Origin of the sequence: Erythrobacter sp. NFXS35, assembly GCF_040148725.1 — a bacterium.
GTDB lineage: Bacteria > Pseudomonadota > Alphaproteobacteria > Sphingomonadales > Sphingomonadaceae > Erythrobacter.
On record NZ_JAGDEB010000001.1, the window covers coordinates 129,806 to 147,468 of the forward strand.

The following is a 17,663-nucleotide window of genomic DNA, read 5'->3' on the forward strand; positions in this document are numbered from 1 at the left end:
CTTAGGTTCCCGACCGCGCCTTAGCAATGGGGGGCAGTCTGGTTCGCCGCCCGCAGGGCTTCACTGACGATCTGGTCGAACCGCGCAATTCCGCCTTCCAACGTGCCGAGCGTGAGATGGTCGACCGCGCCAGACTGCAGTCCCTGCTGGCCCAGTTCGGCCGCGCGGAAATCCTCCGAGGCGAACACCCCGCCATCGAGCAGACTCCAGCTCCGCTCCCAATGGGCCTGCGCCTTTTCGGTCTGCGGTGCCTCCGGAATCAGCATGAAGTCCTCGACCAGCGTCAGATCATGTGACTGCGGCATAAGCACCATCACGTTCACGTAATCCGGGCTGGGAACGATGATCGTGGCGGGCAGCAACTGGTAGGCGAACGTCACGACCCGGCGCAGCTCGCGCATATTAGTAAGGTCGAGGCCCGCCATATCCTCCAGCCGCCCGACGGCCGATCGCTGGTGCGGCCCGATCTGGTCGCCTGCGGTGATCCCGTCCTTGAAAAAAGGGCCAATGGTGGCCGCATGCAGGCGCGTGACATGGTAGCTTTCGAGGAAAGCATCCATGATCAGCTTCCAGTTGCCTTTGACCGTGTGCAGCTTGCGCCTGAACAGGTGTGCATCCGGCATCCCGAACGCGGCAAGATCACTGCCTAATTTTTGGGCAGCGCTGAAATCGGCGGGGTTCTGCGGCGCGAACCATATCAGGCCTCCTGCCTCGAAATTGGGCAGTTCGACCAGACCGTGATCGGCCTTGTCGAGACCGGGAAAAGTCTCGGGCCGGGGCAGGGCGAGCAAGCCGCCATCGAGCCGGTATGTCCACGCGTGATAGGGGCACACCAGCCGCTTTGCGCACTGCACTTCACTGCCCTCGACCAGCCGCGTGCCGCGGTGGCGGCAGACGTTGAGGAAAACGTGCGCGGTGCCGTCATTGTCGCGGGTGATCAACAGCGGGCGACCCGTCGCGTCGTGCGGCACCGCCATGCCGGGATCAGGCAGGAGCGCCGACGGGCAGAGCACCTGCGGCAACCGGTCGAATAATGCCGCCTTCTCGCGCGCAAAGTGATCGGGGCAGGTATAATTGCTGGCAGGCACGGTCTGGATACCGCCAGCGACCTTGGCGCTACCTGTGCGGATTGCCTCGGCCAGCGCGAGTTGCCCCTCGGTCGGGCGCAAATCGGGCATATCTGTTGTGGGGGCGTTCATCGCTCTTTGCTCATCCTCTCCTGCGGGCCTAATGGTGCAGGCAAATGGCGATGAGAACAAGGATCGAAATTGATGGCTGAGGCGCAAGGCGACAAGCCCGGCTGGAGCGCGGTCTTTCGCGCGATGGGCCAGCGCAAGACGGGATTCATGGCGTTGTTCGGCTTTGCCAGTGGGTTGCCGTTCTCGCTGTTCCTAGGCACGCTGTATGCGTGGCTGTCCGAGGCCGAGGTCGATCTGGAAACGATGGGCGTTTTTTCGCTGATCGGGCTGGCCTATGCCTTCCAGTTCCTGTGGTCGCCGCTGATCGATAAGGTCAATATCGCGGGGTTTTCGCGGTTGGGACGGCGCAAGCAGTGGATGGTGCCTGCGCAATTGCTGCTTGGCGGAATTCTCGTCACGCTCAGCCTGCTCGATCCGGTCAGCCAGCTCGGCTGGTTTTCGCTGCTGGCCGGCATTGGTGCGTTCGCCTCTGCCACGCAAGATATCGCCATCAACGCCTGGCGGATCGATGTGGCGGACGAGAAGGCGACGCTGGATATCCTCTCGACCGTTTACCAGATGGGCTATCGGCTTGCCGCACTGGTGGGCGGCGCATTCGGTCTGATCATCGCGGCGCGGATCGGCTGGCCGGAAACATACGCGCTGATGGGTGTGATCCTGCTCGGCATCGGCGCTCTCGGACTATTCGCGCCCGACAACAAGGTAGGCAATGTCGACGATGACGCAGCTTCGGATGCGCAGTTGCTGGCGTTGCGCAGCGCAGGCGAATTGCGCCCGGAAATCCGCGCACGCGCGCTGGCACTGGTGGGGGTGCTGTGGGCCGCGGCGATTGGCGTGGTGCTGACCTTCATGGTCATGTCGCTGGCCTTTCCGCCCGACCAACGCCCCAATCCGACCGAGTTCACGCTCAACTGGGGACCGTGGATCATTGTGGCAACGGTGGTGCTGCCCGCATTGGTCGCAGGCTGGCTGGCGGCGCAGAAGCGCGACGGGACCAACCTGCTCGCCGAAGATGCGCCGCCCGCGCGCGGCGCTGGCTTTGCGATGGACCACCTTTACCGCGCGCTGGTGCTGCCGCTGGTCGAGTTCGTCGGTCGGATGGGATGGAGCCTCGTTCTGATCCTCGCGCTGGTACTTACCTACCGTATCTGCGATGCGATCTGGGGAACCTTCGCCTACCCGTTCTATCTGGGCGAGTTGAACTACACCAATGACGAGGTCGCTTTCGCCTCAAAGTTCTTCGGCGTCGGCGCGATTATCGCCGGGCTGGCGCTAGGCGGCTATCTGCTGACAAAGCTGGGGCGGATGCTGACGCTGACGCTTGGCGCGCTGCTCGCGGCGCTGACGAACCTGCTCTACGCCGATCTTGCCGTCGGCGGGGCGCGGATGCAGGCGGCGAGCGATGCGATCGGGTTTACCTGGGCAATCATGCAGGTGCCCGTGATCGGCAGCCCGGCGCTGGCCAAGCTCACCTTCACTGTAATGTTCGAAAACCTCGCCATCGGCATTGCCGGAGCGGCCTATGTCGCGTGGCTCTCGTCGATCGTGTCGAAGCAGTACAGCGCGGTGCAATATGCGCTGCTGTCATCACTGACATTGCTGGTGGGGACGCTGGGGCGGGGGGCGCTGGGCGAGATGATCGAGGATCAGGGCTATTTCGATGTCTTCGTGCTGACGACGCTGATCGGATTTCTCGCGGTCGCGCTGTGCCTTGCCGAATGGTACCGTCAGGCGCGGTTCGGACGGGCTGCGGGAGTTGTAACGCCGCAGGTGCAGCCTGCCGAATAGCAGCGTCTAATCGGGCAATTCGTCGTTCAGTCTGAGAGCCTCGCCCGCGAGGTAGAGCGAGCCTGCGACGAGGATCGGATTGCCGTCGTCGGGCAGCATTGCGATAGCTGAGGGAAGGTCGGGCGCGGGGCGGGCCTCGCGCCCAAACGCTTCAGCCGGGTGCCAGTCATGCCCCGGCACCGGTACGGCGATGATGCTGTGAATAGCGGATGCCAGCGGGCCGGTTATCGCAGCGGGGTCTTTGCCCTCGATCATGCCGATCACCAGATGCAGCCGCTGGCCAGCAAAGTGCACGCCGAGCATTGCGCCCGCCTGCGGGTTATGCCCGCCATCGAGCCACACTTCGCGCGTGCCCGTCAGCGGGCCGGGGGCGAGGCGCTGCATCCGCGCAGGCCAGCGGGCAATAACCAACCCTGCCTTCATCGCGTCTTGACTGACCTGCACCTTGTTCTGGAACCGCAGCATCGCGACCGCGAGACCGGCATTGTGCACCTGATGCCGCCCCGGCAGGCCCAGCTGTGCTTGGAAGTAGCAAGCCTGCCCCTCGCCATAGACCAACACGGTGTTGTTCCCGGTCGGCTTGGCCGCCCACGCACCATAAAGCCCACAAGGAAATAGCGGAGCACCAATCTTTGCGGCGACCGTTTCGATTGCGGCCTTCGATTGCGGGAGATGGTGATCTCCCATCGTTACCAGCGGCACACCAGCCTTCGCAATCCCAGCTTTCTCGAACGCAATCCGCGCCATCGGCTCCAGCGGCACGCCCTCCTCAGGCGCCAGCAGAAACCGTTCGTGGTCGAGACCCAGCGCCGCGATTCCGCAGGCGGCGAGCGCATCAGGCTCCAGCACGTTGGTCGCATCGAACCGACCGCCCATGCCGACTTCGACCACACAGGCGTCTGCTGGCGTGCGGCTGAACGCGAGGAAGGCGGCGGCGATGGTGACTTCGAAGAAGCTGGGGCCGAGGTCGGCACCTGTATCGAGCACCTCTGCGAGCACGGCCGCCAGTTCCACATCGGAGATCAGTTCTCCTGCCAACCGGATGCGTTCATTATAGCGCACCAGGTGGGGGCTGGTGGTGACATGGACGCGGTAGCCTTGCGCCTCCAGCATCGCCCGCAAGAAAGCGCAGGTCGATCCCTTGCCGTTGGTGCCCGCGACATGAAACACTGGCGGCAGCTTGCGGTGCGGATTGCCGAGGCGCTCCAGCAATGCGCTGATCGTCTCCAGCCCGAGCCGTCCTTGCGGCACGCTGAGCGCGCTCAGCCGGTCAAGCTGCGCCTGAACCGCCGGATCGTCGGAACGGCCGAAATCGAGCGGCTTCACGGCAGTGCGCGGGTTAAGCCGCCTTCACCGGCTGGAGGTAATCCAGCACCTGCGCCAGCGTTGCCTTCAGCTCCCAGCGCGGTACCACCATGTCGACCATGCCGTGCTTGTGCAGATATTCGGCGCGCTGAAAGCCTTCGGGCAGTTGTTCGCGGATCGTGTCCTGAATCACGCGCTGGCCCGCAAAGCCGATCAATGCGCCCGGTTCGGCAATGTGGATATCACCAAGCATGGCATAGCTGGCGGTCACGCCGCCGGTGGTAGGATCGGTCAGCACCACGATATAGGGCAGGCCTGCCGCCTTGAGCCTGCGGGTCATTACGGTGGCGCGCGGCATCTGCATCAGGGACAGGATCCCTTCCTGCATCCGTGCGCCGCCTGCTGCGGTGACCACGATATAGGCACAGCCGCGGTCGATCGCCTTCTGCGCGCCCTCGCAGAAGGCCTGACCCACGGCCATGCCCATTGATCCGCCCATGAAGCTAAAATCCTGCACGCCGACCACCGCCGGGCGGGCCTCGATCATGCCGGAACCGACGACAAACGCATCCTCATGCGGGTTCGCAGCGCGCGCAGCCTTCAGCCGGTCGGTGTATTTCTTGGTATCCTTGAAGCCGAGCGGGTCTTCGGTGACCTTGGGCAGCGGCAGCACTTCGAACCCCGGATCGAGCAGCAGTCCCAGCCGTGCATCCGCGCCAATCCGCCCGTGATGCTCGCATTTCGGGCAGACGCTGAGGTTGTCCTCGTACTCGGCCACGAACAGCATTTCCTGGCACGAGGGGCACTTGATCCACAGATCGCGCTCGGTGGTCTTCTTGTCGGCGGTGAAGCCGAGCGAATTGCGGACGCGGGTGAACCAGTTCATGCTGCTTGCTCCTGTCGGGCGGTATGGACCGCGCTGGCGAGGGCGGACGTCAGCTCCCTTAGCTTGGCCGGGGCCTCAGCGCCATATTCGCCGCAGATTTCCACCAATGCCGAGCCGACCACCACGCCGTCCGCGACCTTGGCGATGGCGGCGGCCTGTTCGGGCGTGCGCACGCCGAAGCCGACGGCGATGGGCAGATCGGTCGATTGCTTGAGCCGCGCCACGGCTTCCTCGATGCTGGCCTGCACGGCTTGCTGCTTGCCGGTGATCCCGGCCACCGAGACATAGTAGATGAAGCCTGCCGACCCGGTGAGCACCTGCGGCAGACGCGCGGCGTCGGTTGTTGGGGTAGCGAGGCGGATCGGGGCGATGCCCTTGGCCCGCAAGGCCGGACCGAGCGCGTCGTCTTCCTCGGGCGGGATGTCGACGCAGATCACGCCGTCAACGCCTGCTGCTGCGGCGGCGTCCGCAAACCATTCCGGCCCGCGCCGCACCATCGGGTTGGCATAGCCCATCAGCACCAGCGGCACATCCGGGTGCCGGGCGCGGAAGTCGGTGGCGTAACGCAGCACGTCGGCGGTGGTCGTGCCCGCGCCCAAGCTGCGCAAATTGGCGCTCTGGATCGCGGGGCCATCGGCCATCGGATCGGTGAAGGGCATCCCCAACTCAATCACATCCGCGCCGGCTTCGACCAGCGCATCGAGATTGGCCGCGGTATCGCCGTCGCCCGCGGTGATGAAGCAGACGAGCGCGGGACGGGGGGCGGCAAAGGTTGATGAGAGGCGGGTCATTCGGCGGGCCTCCACACACCAGCTCCTAATCCGATCAGCGCCGCCATGCTGAGTGCCCACGGCGCGATCGCGGGGGCGGTGATCGGCTGCGCCATGGTCACGAAACCGAGCGCACAAAGAATGAAGCCGAGCGGCAGTCCGATGACGAAAAACACGAGGCTGCGGGTCGGAGAGAAGGTCACAACTCCACCCCCAGCTTTTCCGCCACGGTAAAGATGTCCTTGTCGCCGCGCCCGCACAGATTCATCAGCACAATGCTGTCCTGGGGCATGGTCGGCGCGACCTTCGCCACTGCCGCAATCGCGTGCGAGGGTTCCAGCGCGGGGATAATTCCCTCGGTGCGGCACAGCAGCTGGAAGCCTTCCAGCGCCTCATCATCGGTGACGGCGGTGTATTCGACGCGGCCCGATTCCTTCAGCCATGCGTGCTCCGGCCCGATACCGGGGTAGTCGAGGCCAGCGCTGATAGAGTGGCCTTCGGTGATCTGGCCGTCTTCGTCCTGCAACAGATAGGTGCGGTTGCCGTGAAGTACGCCGGGCGATCCGCCGAGCAGGCTCGCGGCGTGTTCGTCGCCGTCGAGGCCATGCCCCGCCGCTTCGACGCCGAGCATTTTCACATCCGCATCGTCGAGGAACGGGTGGAACAGCCCCAGCGCGTTCGACCCGCCGCCGATGCAAGCGACCAGCAGATCGGGCAGGCGGCCCGTGCGGCTCAGCATCTGCGCGCGCGCTTCCTTGCCGATCACGCTCTGGAAATTGCGCACCATCTCCGGATAGGGATGCGGGCCGGCCGCCGTGCCGATGATGTAGAAGGTGTCATGGACGTTCGCGACCCAGTCGCGCAGCCCTTCGTTCATCGCGTCCTTCAGCGTCGCGCCGCCGCTGGTGACGGGTATCACCTCCGCGCCGAGCAGCTTCATGCGGAACACGTTGGGCGATTGCCGCGCGACGTCTTCGGCGCCCATGTAGATCACGCAGGGCAGGCCGAAGCGCGCGCAAACCGTGGCGGTGGCGACCCCGTGCTGGCCCGCGCCCGTCTCGGCGATGATGCGGGTCTTGCCCATGCGCATCGCGAGCAGGATCTGCCCGATGCAATTGTTGATCTTGTGCGCACCGGTGTGATTGAGCTCGTCGCGCTTGAACCACACCTGCGCGCCTCCGAGTTCTTCCGTCAGGCGCGGTGCGAAATACAAGGGCGAGGGGCGGCCGACGTAGTGCTCCAGCAGGTCGTCGAACTCCGCCTGAAACGCCGGGTCGGCCTGCGCGGCGCGGTATTCGCGCTCGAGATCGAGCACGAGCGGCATCAGCGTTTCAGCGACATAGCGCCCGCCGAACTCGCCGAAATGCCCGCGATCATCGGGTTGGTTGCGGAAGGAGTTGAGTGGTGTGTTCATAGGAGTGTTCATACTCGGGCCGCTTTGCAGAAGGCGGCGATTTTGTCCACGTCCTTGAGGCCAGGCGCGCTTTCGACGCCGGAGGATGTGTCGACCATCGGCGCACCGGTCAGCCGGATCGCGTCACCGACGTTGGCGGGGGTGAGGCCGCCGGCAAGCCCCCACGGGGTCGGTGCCTTGTAAGCCTTGAGCACATCCCAATCGAACCGCGTACCATTGCCGCCGGGGAGGCCGCTGGCGGGCGCATCGAACAGCAGCATATCCGCCGCGCCGTGGAATCGCGCCGCATCAGCCAGCGATCCCGCGTCTCGCACGCCAAGAGCGCGCCATGCCGCAATGCCGGTGTCGGCGCGGAAGCGCGTGAGGGTTTCGGGCGTCTCGCTACCATGAAACTGCACCACGTCCGGGCGCACCTCGCGCACCGCGTCAGCCAGTTCGGCTGGCGACGGGTTAACCATCAGCAGCACCACCTTGACCTGCGGCGGCACCAATCCGCGCAGCCGCGCAGCCTCCGCCAGCGACAGATGGCGCGGGCTTTTGGCGAAATGGACAAGGCCCACGTAATCTGCACCCGCCCGCACGGCGGCCGCAACGGTTTCGGGGGTTGAAAGCCCGCAAATCTTGACAAGAGTGTCGGTCATGGCGCGTCCCTACGCCGGGCCGAGCCGCTTTTCCAGCACCACGAAGGTCAATGGAGGATCGCACAGCACCGGGAAAGGGCGGGTCTCCCCGGTTCTGGCGTAACCGCGCCGCTCGTACCACGCGATGAGGCTCTCGCGGCTGTCGATCACGGTCATTTCCATTGCGGCGATACCAGCAGTGCGCGCATGATCCTCCGCCGCATCGAGCAACCGCCGTCCGAGACCTGCCGATTGCAGATCGGGTGCGACGGACAGCATCCCGAGATAAGCGAGCGCGGTGTCTTTCGTAGTCACGGCGACGCAACCGATCATGTCGGTGCCATCACGCGCTGTCAGGATCGTCACCGCCGGATCGGCCAGCATCGCTTCGATCTCACCGGGCGCGACCCGCTCGTCATCGAGGATATCCGCCTCGTGGCTCCATCCCCGCCGCGCCGAGTCGCCGCGATAAGAGGATTCGAGCAGATTTTTCAGGACGGGAGCATCATCGCAAGACGCCGCTTCGATGACGATCAAAGCGTCGCCTCGATTGCGCGGGCAGCGGCCTCCGGGTCTTCGGCGCGGCTGATCGGGCGACCGATGACGAGCACGCTCGCGCCATTGTCGCGCGCCTGCCGGGGGGTGACGACACGCTTTTGATCGCCCGTGCCGCCACCTGCTGGACGCAGGCCTGGGACGACGAAGTAGCCATCCTTCCACGCCTTCTTCACGAAGCCGACCTCCTGTCCCGAACACACCACCCCGTCGAGGCCCGCCGCGTGGGCGAGTTCGGCTAGGCGCATCACCTGCGTTTCGGCGCTGCCGTAAACGCCGGTGGCGGTCAGATCATTGGCGTCGAGGCTGGTGAGCGTCGTCACGGCGACCACCTTGCACCCTTCCGCAGCCGCCGCCTTGGCATCCTCCATCATCGCCCGTCCGCCACTGGCGTGGACGGTGACGATCGCGGGTTCATAAACGTGGATCGCCTGCATCGCGGCGGCGACAGTGTTAGGGATGTCGTGGAACTTCAGGTCGAGGAAGATCGGCAGTCCCAGGTGCGCGATTTCATGCACCCCATGGCTGCCATGGGCGCAGAAGAATTCCAGCCCCAGCTTCACCCCGCCGATATGCGATTTAACCTTGGCGAGCAGCGCTTTGGCGGGCTCGAGCTGCGGAATGTCGAGCGCAAGGTAGACCGGGTTGCTCATTTTGCGCCTCCCTCGCTGCCGCTATCTGCGGGAGACAGCGGATCGGCTGGTTCTCCCGCTTTCGTGCCGGGCTTATCCACAGGCCTGTCCACGACTGTGCCGGCCGTCGGCGCGTCGTTCTGGCGGGCGAGTGCGGCGGTCTGGAGCGAGTTCTCCAACGCCCGCACGCGGCGCTTGAGACCCCATTTTATGCTCAAGTGATAGGTCAGCAGCGGGACGAACCCCAGCGCGAAAGCCAGCAGCGCCAGTACCGGAAGCTTGGTTTCCATCACGAGGTTCTGCCACAGCGTCACCTCGACCGGCTTCCAGTTGTAGATCGAGAAAATCAGGAACCCGAGCAGCGCGAGAACCCAGATGATGGTGCGAAGGATCTTCACAGGCGGAGCCTCTCCCGTTGGCCTTGTGCTGCGGCGAGCCTAGGCGAATTGCCAACCGTGTCCAGCATCGCCGCCTTCAAGCGAACACCCGCGCGAAGATCGTGTCGACATGGGCGAAGTGGTAGGCAAGGTCGAATTTCTCCTCCAGCTCTGCCGGAGACAATGCGGCAGTAACATCGGGGTCGGCCTTGAGCAGATCGAGCAGCGAGAGGCTGCCGCTCGATTCCCACACCTTCATCGCGTTGCGCTGCACCAGACGGTAGGCATCCTCGCGGCTTACGCCCGCCTGCGTCAGCGCCAGCAGCACCCGCTGCGAATGGACGAGGCCGCCCATGCTATCGAGGTTTTTGAGCATCCGTTCGGGGTAGATCAGCAGTTTTTCGACTACACCGGTCAACCGCGCCAGCGCGAAATCGAGCGTGACGGTCGCATCCGGCCCGATGAAGCGTTCGACCGAAGAATGCGAAATGTCGCGTTCATGCCACAGCGCGACATTCTCCAGCGCAGGAAGGGCATAGGCGCGGATCATGCGCGCTTGGCCGGTCAAGTTTTCGGTCAGGATCGGGTTGCGCTTGTGGGGCATTGCCGACGAACCCTTTTGCCCCGGCGAGAAGTATTCCTCCGCCTCCAGCACTTCGGTGCGTTGCAGGTGGCGGATTTCCACAGCGAGCCGTTCTATGCTGCCTGCGACGACCGCCAGCGTGGAGAAATACATCGCGTGGCGATCGCGCGGGATCACCTGCGTGCTTACGGGCTCGATGGCGAGGCCCAGCTCTTCGGCCACATGCGCTTCGACTGCCGGATCGACATTGGCAAAGGTGCCGACCGCGCCGCTGATCGCGCAAGTGGCGATCTCGGCCCGCGCCGCCAGCAGTCGCGTCCGGCAGCGGGCGAATTCGGCATAGGCCTGCGCCAGCTTCAGCCCGAAGGTCACCGGTTCAGCATGGATGCCGTGGCTGCGCCCAATCGTGGGGGTGTATTTGTGCTCCATCGCGCGGGTTTTGATGGCGGCCAAAAGCGCGTCGACATCGTCGATCAGAATGTCGGTCGCGCGCGCCAATTGCACCGAAAGTGTGGTGTCGAGCACGTCGGAGCTGGTCATCCCCTGATGCATGAAGCGCGCTTCGCCGCCAACTTGCTCGGCCACCCAGGTGAGGAAGGCGATCACGTCATGCTTGGTCACCGCTTCGATGGCGTCGATTGCCTCGACATCGATCTTCGGATCGGTCGCCCACCAGTTCCACAGCGCCTTGGCCGCAGACGGCGGCACCACGCCGAGTTCGCCGAGCTTTTCGGTTGCGTGTGCCTCGATCTCGAACCAGATGCGATATTTCGCCTCCGGCTCCCACAAGGCGGTCATTTGCGGACGGGCGTAGCGGGGGACCATGATCGACTCCGGTGTGGCAGGTTTGGCAAGCGCGGTAGGGAAGGGGGCCGATCAAGGCAAGATGGCGGCCGCTCGCCTTTCCTAGGCATCATGGCGCGATCAGTGCGGGATCGATGGTCGCCATCACCCGTGCGGCTGCGGCGGCGGTCATGTGGCTGCCGTCCCAGTAATTGAGCATGCCTTCCTGCAGAAGCAGGCAGCGCCCGCGCTCGCACAGCGGCGCCTGCGCATCGACATAGGAAAAGCGCGGATCGGCGGCGGCGAAGGCACGCAAGACCGCGTTGACCGTTCGACCTTCGGCGCGGGCTTCGGGATAGCTGTTCGGGCAGGCGACATTGCGCCATGCGCGGCACCGCAGCCAGCCGCTCTCCAGCAGATCACCTGCAGCCCATGCGGTGGGCGAATTGCCGATTATGATGACGCGGGTTCCCGCTGGCAGGCTATCGGCATGGCGCTCCATCGCTTGCCGGAGATAGGAAGCGCCTGCCCCGAACGTCATGCCGAGCGGCGTTGCGGTTTGTGGGGCATAAAGCCGGCGCTCCCATCTCTGCGCCCAAATGACAGTCCGGATTTCGCGCTGCCGCACAAGGCGTGAAAGTCGATCAGGCTGGGCCTGGCAAATATCGCCCGCTGGATGTCCCGGTTCCTGATTGGAATATCCGCCAGCGGCAAAGCAGCCCGACCCGCTCAACAAGGCACCCGGGCCGAAGCGCGCGGCGGCGGCATCGTAATATTGGGCTGCGTGACTATCGCCATAGAGCACGAAGTGCAGTGGCTCTTGCGAAGGCTGGATCACTTGTACCGAGGCGTTCGGCGGGCGCACACCGCCCAATCGTTCTGCCTCGGCCAAGCCATGCGGGCCGAGCAGGCCGAAATGGGCTGCCGCTCCAGTTGCCAGCGGCAGGCCCAGCGTACCGGCGCACACCGCAACCAGCATGGCGGGCCGCGCCAGCCATCGGCCCTGCCGCACCGGCCGTTCGATCAGGCGGTAGGATAACGCCCCAAGAGCCACCGAAGCGGCGATCCCCGCCAAGACGTGCGGCAGAGGCAGGGGCCCGAAGTGGACATATTGCAGAAAGAACAGGATCGGTTGGTGCCAAAGATAGGTGCCGAAGGAGATCAGCCCGATCCACACCGGCACGCGCCAGCCCAGCACCTGGCCCACCGCTGTGCGCCCCTGCGCGAACAACAGCACCAGCGCGGCGCCAATAGTCGGCAGCAGGAACAAGCCCCCCGGCGCGGCACTCGACGGCCCGATCAGCCAATAGCCCGCCAGGATAAGGCCGATCCCCGCCGCCGCGAGTGCTCCGTTGGCGCGCGGCTGGCGCGGCAACAGCGCGCAGGCCGCGCCCAGCATCAACTCCCACATACGGGTCGGCAGCAAATAGAACGCCGCCAATGGCCAGCGCGGCGCGAACCACAGTGCCATGGCGAAGCTAGCTGCCCCGAGCAGGGCCGCGAGCGCCAGCATCCCGCCCGGTCGTAATCGCGACGCCGCCAGAATCAAAAGCGGGAATACAAGGTAGAATTGCTCCTCCACGCCGAGGGTCCAGGTGTGGATCAACGGCTGCGCGCCTTCGAGGCTTGCGAAGTAATCGGTGCCGCGCGCGAAATGCAGGTTCGATGCGAAGACCGACGCCGCCACCAGCGCCTTGGCGTATTCGGAGAAATCCTCGGGGATCAGGATCGCCCATGCGGCTAACGTGCAGCCCGCCAGCATCGCCGCAAGAGCCGGGACGATGCGCCGCAAACGCCGCTCCCAGAATCGCCACAGGCTGAAGTGTCCGTTTGCCAGTTCCCCGGCAATGATAGCGGTTATGAGATAGCCGCTTATGACGAAGAACACGTCGACCCCAGTGAAGCCGCCAGGCAGCAGGCCGGGCGCGGCATGATGCACCACCACCGGCGCGATTGCGAGCGCGCGGAGCCCGTCGATTTCCGGGCGATAGGGCGCACGTGCCGATGTTCCCGCCTGTCCCGGCAGCGTGGCCGCGACCATCAGATCAGCCCCTTGGCCCTCAATGAGGAATGCCCTTGGCGTCCGATGATGACATGATCGTGGACGGTCACGCCCATGTGCCGTCCCGCCTCCGCGATACGCTGGGTGATCTGGATGTCGGCGCGGCTCGGCTCGGGCGAACCGGAGGGATGATTATGGACGAGGATCATCGCGGAAGCGCCCAGATCCATCGCCCGGCGGATCACTTCGCGCGGGTGGATCGCCGCTTCGTCGATCGAGCCGTCCCCAAGGTGGTGATCCTCGATCAGCCGGTTCCGCGTATCCAGGTACAGGATTCGTACCCGCTCCACCGTCAGATGCGCCATGTCGGTGGTGAGGTAATCGATCAGCGCCTGCCAACTGCCTAGCACCGGCTTCTTGATGATTTCGCTGCGGGTCATGCGGCGGGCGGCGGTGGCGACCGATTTGAGCGCGGCGGCGCTGGTTTCGCCTACGCCCTTCACCCGCTGGAGTGCCTTGGGATCAGCGTTGAGTACGCCCGCAAGACTGCCGAACTGCGCGATCAACGCTTTGGCGATGGGTTTGGTATCGCCCTGCTTGATTGCTGCGAACAGCAGATATTCCAGCACTTCGTAATCGGCCAGCGCCTCGGCCCCGCCGTTCAGCAGCCGTTCGCGCAGGCGCGCACGATGTCCTGCACCGGCGACCTTGCCCGCCTGAAGCGCCTGCCCGGAAGCGCTTTCGCGCGTCTCGCCGAAATCGAATCCGTCTTCAGCTTCCGGCAATGCGACCCCCGGCAGGAATTGACCCTGCTCCCTCATTGCCTTTGGGGGACGATGCGCGCAAGGGTGCGAAACGATGGCGGTGCCCGAGACGCAAGCTGATACCTCCCCGCCCGCGGCGTTACGCCGCCTGTGGCCGCGTAGCTGGTGCACCCGGTTCGGGTTGGGCGGCGCGGCATTGGCGCTTGCAGGCGGCAGCCTCGCATGGTTCGACCGTGAGCGTATCGCTGGCGATTTCATCGATGATTACCTCGCGCAAAGCGGCGTCCCCGCCACATACGACATTATTGCCATTGGCCCCCGTGCACAGGTGATCGAAAACCTCGTAATCGGCGATCCCGCGCGCCCCGATTTCACCGCACGGCGAATGGTGGTAGAACTGGGCGTCGGCTGGGCCGGACCCGAGGTCCGCCGCGTGAGGCTGGATGGCGCACGATTGTTCGGCAGCTATCGTGGCGGCCAGATCAGCTTCGGCGCACTGGATCCTTTGGTCTTCACCGATAGCGATGCGCCGCCAACGCTGCCGGGCATCGACCTGACGATCAGCGATGGGCGTGCCCTACTGGACAGCGATTATGGCGCGATCGGCGTGAAGCTGGACGGGGAAGGGCGGCTGGATGACGGCTTCGCCGGACAGCTCGCCGCAACCGCGCCGGAGATCGGCACCTCGACCTGCCGGGCCGATGCTGCGACGATCTTCGGCACGATCATCACCTCAGCCGGTGCACCGCGCCTCGACGGCCCGCTACGATTGTCCGGACTGGATTGTGGCGGAGCGCGGTTGGCTCAGGCCGATATCGGCACTGAACTGACATTTGCACGCGATTTCAGCCGCGCTGAAGGCGACCTTGCACTCGAAGGCTCCGACCTTGCTTACGCCGACTATTCGGGTGCGACACTGACCGGCACCAGCAAGCTTGCGTGGTCGGGGACCGGGCTGGTGCTCGCGCATGATCTGGAAATTACCGACGTGGCGACGCCGCAGGGCCGGATCGCTCGTTTCGCCGCCGAAGGGACGTGGAAGAGCGGCAGCGATGCGGCGCGCGGCACCTGGCAGGGCCGACTTCAAGGCGAAGGGCTGGCCGCGGATAGGGCGCTCGGGCAATCGCTTGCGTCGGCTGAACGCGGGCTCGAAGGCACCTTGCTTGCGCCGCTGATTGCCAAGACGCGCGGCGGGCTGGCTCAGGCGCTGGGAGGGGCAAGTTTCAGTGCCGAGGCTCTGGTGCGGCACAAGCCGGGCGAAGCGGCGCTGATCATCCCGGAAGCCGCGCTCACCAGTCGTGCGGGGGAGCGGGTCGCCGCGCTTTCGCAGGTCAATCTCGCGTTTGCGGACGGAGCGCTGGCAGGTCTGCGGGGCAATGTGCTGATCGGCGGCGCGGGCCTGCCCAACATCAATGGCCGGGTGGAACAGACGGGCAGCGGTTGGGCGCTGCGGCTGGCAATGTCCGAGTACAGCGCGGGCGCGAACCGGTTGGAGGTTCCGCGTCTGACCGTGCGGCAGGAACGCGGCGAGACGCTGCGGTTCGACGGGATCGTGAAAGCCAGCGGCGATCTGCCGGGCGGCGGGGTCAGCGGGCTCGATTTGCCGATCGATGGGCGCTGGTCTGCGGCACGCGGATTTGCGCTCGGCACGCGCTGCACGCCAATGCGGTTCAGGTCGTTGGCGTTTTCGGGAATGGCGCTGGAACGGCAGCAAATCACTTTGTGCCCGGAAGGCGATGCGCCCTTGCTCGTCTACGACGATTCACTGCGGCTGGCGGCACGCAGCGGGCCGCTGGAACTTGCTGGAACGATGGGCGAAACTCCTGCCCTGCTGTCCGCGCGCAGCCTTGCCCTGCGTTACCCCGCGCCATTCGAGATCGAGGGTCTTTCAGCCCGTGTGGGAGCCCCCGGCAGCGAGGCGCGGCTGACTGCAGCCAGCATCACCGGCAGCCTTGCAGGTGACATTGGCGGCAGCTTTGTCGGCGGTTCGGCAACGCTCGATCTTGTCCCGCTAGGCCTTGGCGCGATGACTGGACGTTGGGCCTTTACCGATGGCGCGCTGCGCATGAGGGAGGGCGCGTTCACCCTCACCGACCGCCCGGCTGACGGCCCGGAGCGATTCGCGCCGCTGCTTGCGCGCGGGGCGGTGCTGTCGCTGACGGACAACGCCATCACGGCAGCGGCCAGCCTGCGCCATCCAGCGTCCGACCGGGTGGTGGCCGAAGTCGCCATCGATCATGATCTTGCCCGCGCCGCCGGGAGCGCTCGCCTGTCCGTGCCGGGCCTCGTATTCGATCCCGCTTTGCAGCCCGAGAACCTGTCCTACCTTGCCGAGGACATCATTGTGTTCGCAGAGGGTCAAGTCACCGGTGCGGGCCGAGTCGACTGGGTTGGCGACACCATCACCAGCAGTGGCACGTTCGGAAGCGATGGGCTGGCCTTTGCCGCCCCCTTCGGGCCGGTGCGCGGATTGCAGGGCAAGGTACGCTTCACCGATCTGCTCAATCTCACCACCGCAACCGATCAGGAGGTTACCATTGCTGCGATCAATCCCGGGGTGGAGGTGCTGGCGGGCAAGGTACGATTCGAATTGAAGGACGGCACTCTGCTCAGCCTCAAGGATGCGCGTTTTCCGTTCATGGGCGGCGATCTGATCATGCGCCCGCTGGATATGGACTTCAGCCAGCCCGAAGAACGCCGCTACGTGTTCGAAATCATCGGCCTCGACGCGGCCACGTTCGTTGCGGAGATGGAGCTGACCAACTTGTCCGCCACCGGCACCTTCGACGGGACCGTGCCGATTGTCTTTGATGCCGATGGCAACGGCCGGATCGAAGGGGGGCTGTTGCTGAGCCGCGCGGGCGGCGGCAATGTCGCCTATGTCGGCGAACTCACCTATGAAGATCTTGGCGCTATGGGCAATTATGCCTTTTCCGCCCTGCGTTCGCTCGATTACCGGCAGATGAGCGTAGGGCTGAACGGCAATCTTGCAGGCGAGATCATAACCAGCTTCCAGTTCGACGGCGTCGGGCAGGGTGAGGGCGCCAGCAGCAATTTCGTGACTCGCCGGATTGCGAAGCTGCCGATCCGCTTCAAGATCAACGTTCGGTCAGAAAACTTCTACCAGCTGGCCACCATGGTTCGTTCGTTCTGGGACGTCGATTATCTCGGCAGTCCGGTCGATCGCGGCTTGCTGCGGCCCGAAGGCGGCCGCTTCGTTCCGGCGAATCCTGTCGCACCTGCCGTCAAACCCGTTCAACCTCCTGAAAGCGAAGACCAGCCATGACACATGCCGAATTGACCGTGCGCCAAGCCACTGCCACGTCGTGTGACGCGACACGGGGAGGGCAGGCGAGGATGGTACGGCGAGGACACGCGACGGCCGGAGCAACGATGGCGGCAGCGGCGATCCTTTCGGCAGGTCTGGGCGGCTGCATCAATATTGCCGCCCCGGACGAACCGATCGTGATCGAGTTGAACGTCAACATCCGGCAGGAAGTGATCTATCGGCTCGCCGAGGACGCGGCCAACACGATTGACGAGAACGCGGACATCTTCTGATGACCCGGCGACGAGGAGGAAAGACGATGCGCAGATTGACTTTTGGCGGACTGGCCGCCGCCGCGATGCTGAGCATGGTGGCAAGCCCGGCGATGGCGGACCGCGATCCCGCATACGCCGCCGCGCGTGCCGCAGGCAAGGTGGGTGAGCAGCCCGACGGCTATATCGGCATTGTCGGCCCGGCTGATCCTGCGTTGCAGCGGGTGGTCGACAACATTAATATCAAGCGGAAAGCGGTTTATTCGGAAAAAGCCAAGGAAAACAAGGCGACGATTGAAGCTTACGCGTTGAGTGCCGGGTGCCAGGCGATCGCACGCACCACCCCGGGCGAAAAATACCGCGCGCCCGACGGCGGCTGGCAGACCCGCACCAGCGCGCCGCCGACACGGGACGCGCGTTGTCCCTGACTTTGCGCGCACGTCGC

The 17,663-nt window shown here is 65.0% G+C and carries 17 protein-coding genes; 4 read left to right on the forward strand and 13 right to left on the reverse strand.

The genetic code is table 11. The features are described from left to right. Positions 1 to 20: 20 nt before the first annotated feature. Complete coding sequence (locus tag J3454_RS00660; protein WP_349511835.1) at positions 21 to 1,199, reverse strand: aromatic ring-hydroxylating oxygenase subunit alpha; 1,179 nt, start codon at positions 1,197 to 1,199, stop codon at positions 21 to 23. Between the two features lie 72 nt (positions 1,200 to 1,271). Between J3454_RS00660 and J3454_RS00665 the strand changes: the two genes are divergently transcribed. Next, positions 1,272 to 2,987 carry an AmpG family muropeptide MFS transporter gene (locus J3454_RS00665; protein ID WP_349511836.1) on the forward strand — a complete coding sequence of 572 codons (1,716 nt, stop codon included), beginning with the start codon at positions 1,272 to 1,274 and terminating at the stop codon, positions 2,985 to 2,987. A 6-nt stretch (positions 2,988 to 2,993) separates the two neighbouring features. Here the strand turns inward: J3454_RS00665 and J3454_RS00670 are convergent, their stop codons facing one another. The 12 genes from J3454_RS00670 to radC all read right to left on the reverse strand — a co-directional run bounded on the left by J3454_RS00670 (position 2,994) and on the right by radC (position 13,735). Then, positions 2,994 to 4,313, reverse strand: coding sequence for a bifunctional folylpolyglutamate synthase/dihydrofolate synthase (locus J3454_RS00670; RefSeq protein WP_349511837.1), 1,320 nt, complete (start codon positions 4,311 to 4,313; stop codon positions 2,994 to 2,996). A 13-nt stretch (positions 4,314 to 4,326) separates the two neighbouring features. Next, positions 4,327 to 5,178, reverse strand: coding sequence for an acetyl-CoA carboxylase, carboxyltransferase subunit beta (accD, locus tag J3454_RS00675; protein WP_349511838.1), 852 nt, complete (start codon positions 5,176 to 5,178; stop codon positions 4,327 to 4,329). After that, positions 5,175 to 5,969 carry a tryptophan synthase subunit alpha gene (gene trpA, locus J3454_RS00680; RefSeq protein ID WP_349511839.1) on the reverse strand — a complete coding sequence of 265 codons (795 nt, stop codon included), beginning with the start codon at positions 5,967 to 5,969 and terminating at the stop codon, positions 5,175 to 5,177. Before trpA ends, accD begins: the two co-directional genes overlap by 4 nt. Then, on the reverse strand, positions 5,966 to 6,151 hold the full coding sequence (locus J3454_RS00685) for a hypothetical protein (RefSeq protein ID WP_349511840.1): 186 nt from the start codon (positions 6,149 to 6,151) through the stop codon (positions 5,966 to 5,968). The genes trpA and J3454_RS00685 overlap by 4 nt, the downstream gene beginning before the upstream one ends. After that, positions 6,148 to 7,362, reverse strand: coding sequence for a tryptophan synthase subunit beta (gene trpB / locus J3454_RS00690; protein WP_349511841.1), 1,215 nt, complete (start codon positions 7,360 to 7,362; stop codon positions 6,148 to 6,150). The genes J3454_RS00685 and trpB overlap by 4 nt, the downstream gene beginning before the upstream one ends. A gap of 8 nt (positions 7,363 to 7,370) precedes the next feature. Then, the gene (locus J3454_RS00695; protein ID WP_349511842.1) at positions 7,371 to 8,003 is read right to left on the reverse strand and encodes a phosphoribosylanthranilate isomerase; all 633 of its coding nucleotides are present in this window, start codon (positions 8,001 to 8,003) and stop codon (positions 7,371 to 7,373) included. A gap of 9 nt (positions 8,004 to 8,012) precedes the next feature. Next, the gene (locus J3454_RS00700) at positions 8,013 to 8,519 is read right to left on the reverse strand and encodes a GNAT family N-acetyltransferase (RefSeq protein ID WP_349511843.1); all 507 of its coding nucleotides are present in this window, start codon (positions 8,517 to 8,519) and stop codon (positions 8,013 to 8,015) included. Next, on the reverse strand, positions 8,516 to 9,190 hold the full coding sequence (pyrF, locus tag J3454_RS00705; RefSeq protein ID WP_349511844.1) for an orotidine-5'-phosphate decarboxylase: 675 nt from the start codon (positions 9,188 to 9,190) through the stop codon (positions 8,516 to 8,518). Before pyrF ends, J3454_RS00700 begins: the two co-directional genes overlap by 4 nt. After that, positions 9,187 to 9,567: a LapA family protein gene (locus J3454_RS00710; protein WP_349511845.1), complete on the reverse strand. Its 381-nt coding sequence runs from the start codon at positions 9,565 to 9,567 to the stop codon at positions 9,187 to 9,189. The genes pyrF and J3454_RS00710 overlap by 4 nt, the downstream gene beginning before the upstream one ends. 76 nt (positions 9,568 to 9,643) lie before the next feature. Next, positions 9,644 to 10,954, reverse strand: a complete 1,311-nt coding sequence (purB, locus tag J3454_RS00715; protein WP_349511846.1) for an adenylosuccinate lyase — start codon at positions 10,952 to 10,954, stop codon at positions 9,644 to 9,646. A gap of 88 nt (positions 10,955 to 11,042) precedes the next feature. Continuing rightward, positions 11,043 to 12,953, reverse strand: coding sequence for an acyltransferase family protein (locus J3454_RS00720; RefSeq protein WP_349511847.1), 1,911 nt, complete (start codon positions 12,951 to 12,953; stop codon positions 11,043 to 11,045). Beyond that, a complete protein-coding gene (gene radC, locus J3454_RS00725; protein WP_349511848.1) occupies positions 12,953 to 13,735 on the reverse strand; it encodes a RadC family protein in 783 nt (260 codons plus the stop codon). The genes J3454_RS00720 and radC overlap by 1 nt, the downstream gene beginning before the upstream one ends. Positions 13,736 to 13,772: 37 nt before the next feature. On the opposite strand from radC, the gene J3454_RS00730 reads away from it, so the two are divergent. The 3 genes from J3454_RS00730 to J3454_RS00740 all read left to right on the forward strand — a co-directional run bounded on the left by J3454_RS00730 (position 13,773) and on the right by J3454_RS00740 (position 17,646). Continuing rightward, positions 13,773 to 16,964: an intermembrane phospholipid transport protein YdbH family protein gene (locus tag J3454_RS00730; RefSeq protein WP_349511849.1), complete on the forward strand. Its 3,192-nt coding sequence runs from the start codon at positions 13,773 to 13,775 to the stop codon at positions 16,962 to 16,964. Between the two features lie 71 nt (positions 16,965 to 17,035). Further along, positions 17,036 to 17,239 (forward strand): YnbE family lipoprotein, encoded by a 204-nt coding sequence (locus J3454_RS00735; RefSeq protein ID WP_349511850.1) that lies wholly within the window; start codon positions 17,036 to 17,038, stop codon positions 17,237 to 17,239. Positions 17,240 to 17,265: 26 nt separating this feature from the next. Further along, entirely contained in the window at positions 17,266 to 17,646 is a 381-nt protein-coding gene (locus J3454_RS00740) for a YdbL family probable chaperone protein (protein WP_349511851.1), read from the forward strand. The last annotated feature ends 17 nt before the right edge of the window (positions 17,647 to 17,663 follow it).

Bases quoted from the DNA above. Each gene is read 5' to 3' on its own strand.
- J3454_RS00660 (WP_349511835.1), bottom strand. From the start codon at position 1,199: ATGAACGCCCCCACAACAGATATGCCCGATTTGCGCCCGACCGAGGGG.
- J3454_RS00695 (WP_349511842.1), bottom strand. From the start codon at position 8,003: ATGACCGACACTCTTGTCAAGATTTGCGGGCTTTCAACCCCCGAAACC.
- J3454_RS00720 (WP_349511847.1), bottom strand. From the start codon at position 12,953: ATGGTCGCGGCCACGCTGCCGGGACAGGCGGGAACATCGGCACGTGCG.
- purB (WP_349511846.1), bottom strand. From the start codon at position 10,954: ATGGTCCCCCGCTACGCCCGTCCGCAAATGACCGCCTTGTGGGAGCCG.
- trpB (WP_349511841.1), bottom strand. From the start codon at position 7,362: ATGAACACACCACTCAACTCCTTCCGCAACCAACCCGATGATCGCGGG.
- radC (WP_349511848.1), bottom strand. From the start codon at position 13,735: ATGAGGGAGCAGGGTCAATTCCTGCCGGGGGTCGCATTGCCGGAAGCT.
- J3454_RS00665 (WP_349511836.1), top strand. From the start codon at position 1,272: ATGGCTGAGGCGCAAGGCGACAAGCCCGGCTGGAGCGCGGTCTTTCGC.
- J3454_RS00730 (WP_349511849.1), top strand. From the start codon at position 13,773: ATGGCGGTGCCCGAGACGCAAGCTGATACCTCCCCGCCCGCGGCGTTA.
- accD (WP_349511838.1), bottom strand. From the start codon at position 5,178: ATGAACTGGTTCACCCGCGTCCGCAATTCGCTCGGCTTCACCGCCGAC.
- trpA (WP_349511839.1), bottom strand. From the start codon at position 5,969: ATGACCCGCCTCTCATCAACCTTTGCCGCCCCCCGTCCCGCGCTCGTC.
- pyrF (WP_349511844.1), bottom strand. From the start codon at position 9,190: ATGAGCAACCCGGTCTACCTTGCGCTCGACATTCCGCAGCTCGAGCCC.
- J3454_RS00740 (WP_349511851.1), top strand. From the start codon at position 17,266: ATGCGCAGATTGACTTTTGGCGGACTGGCCGCCGCCGCGATGCTGAGC.
- J3454_RS00735 (WP_349511850.1), top strand. From the start codon at position 17,036: ATGGTACGGCGAGGACACGCGACGGCCGGAGCAACGATGGCGGCAGCG.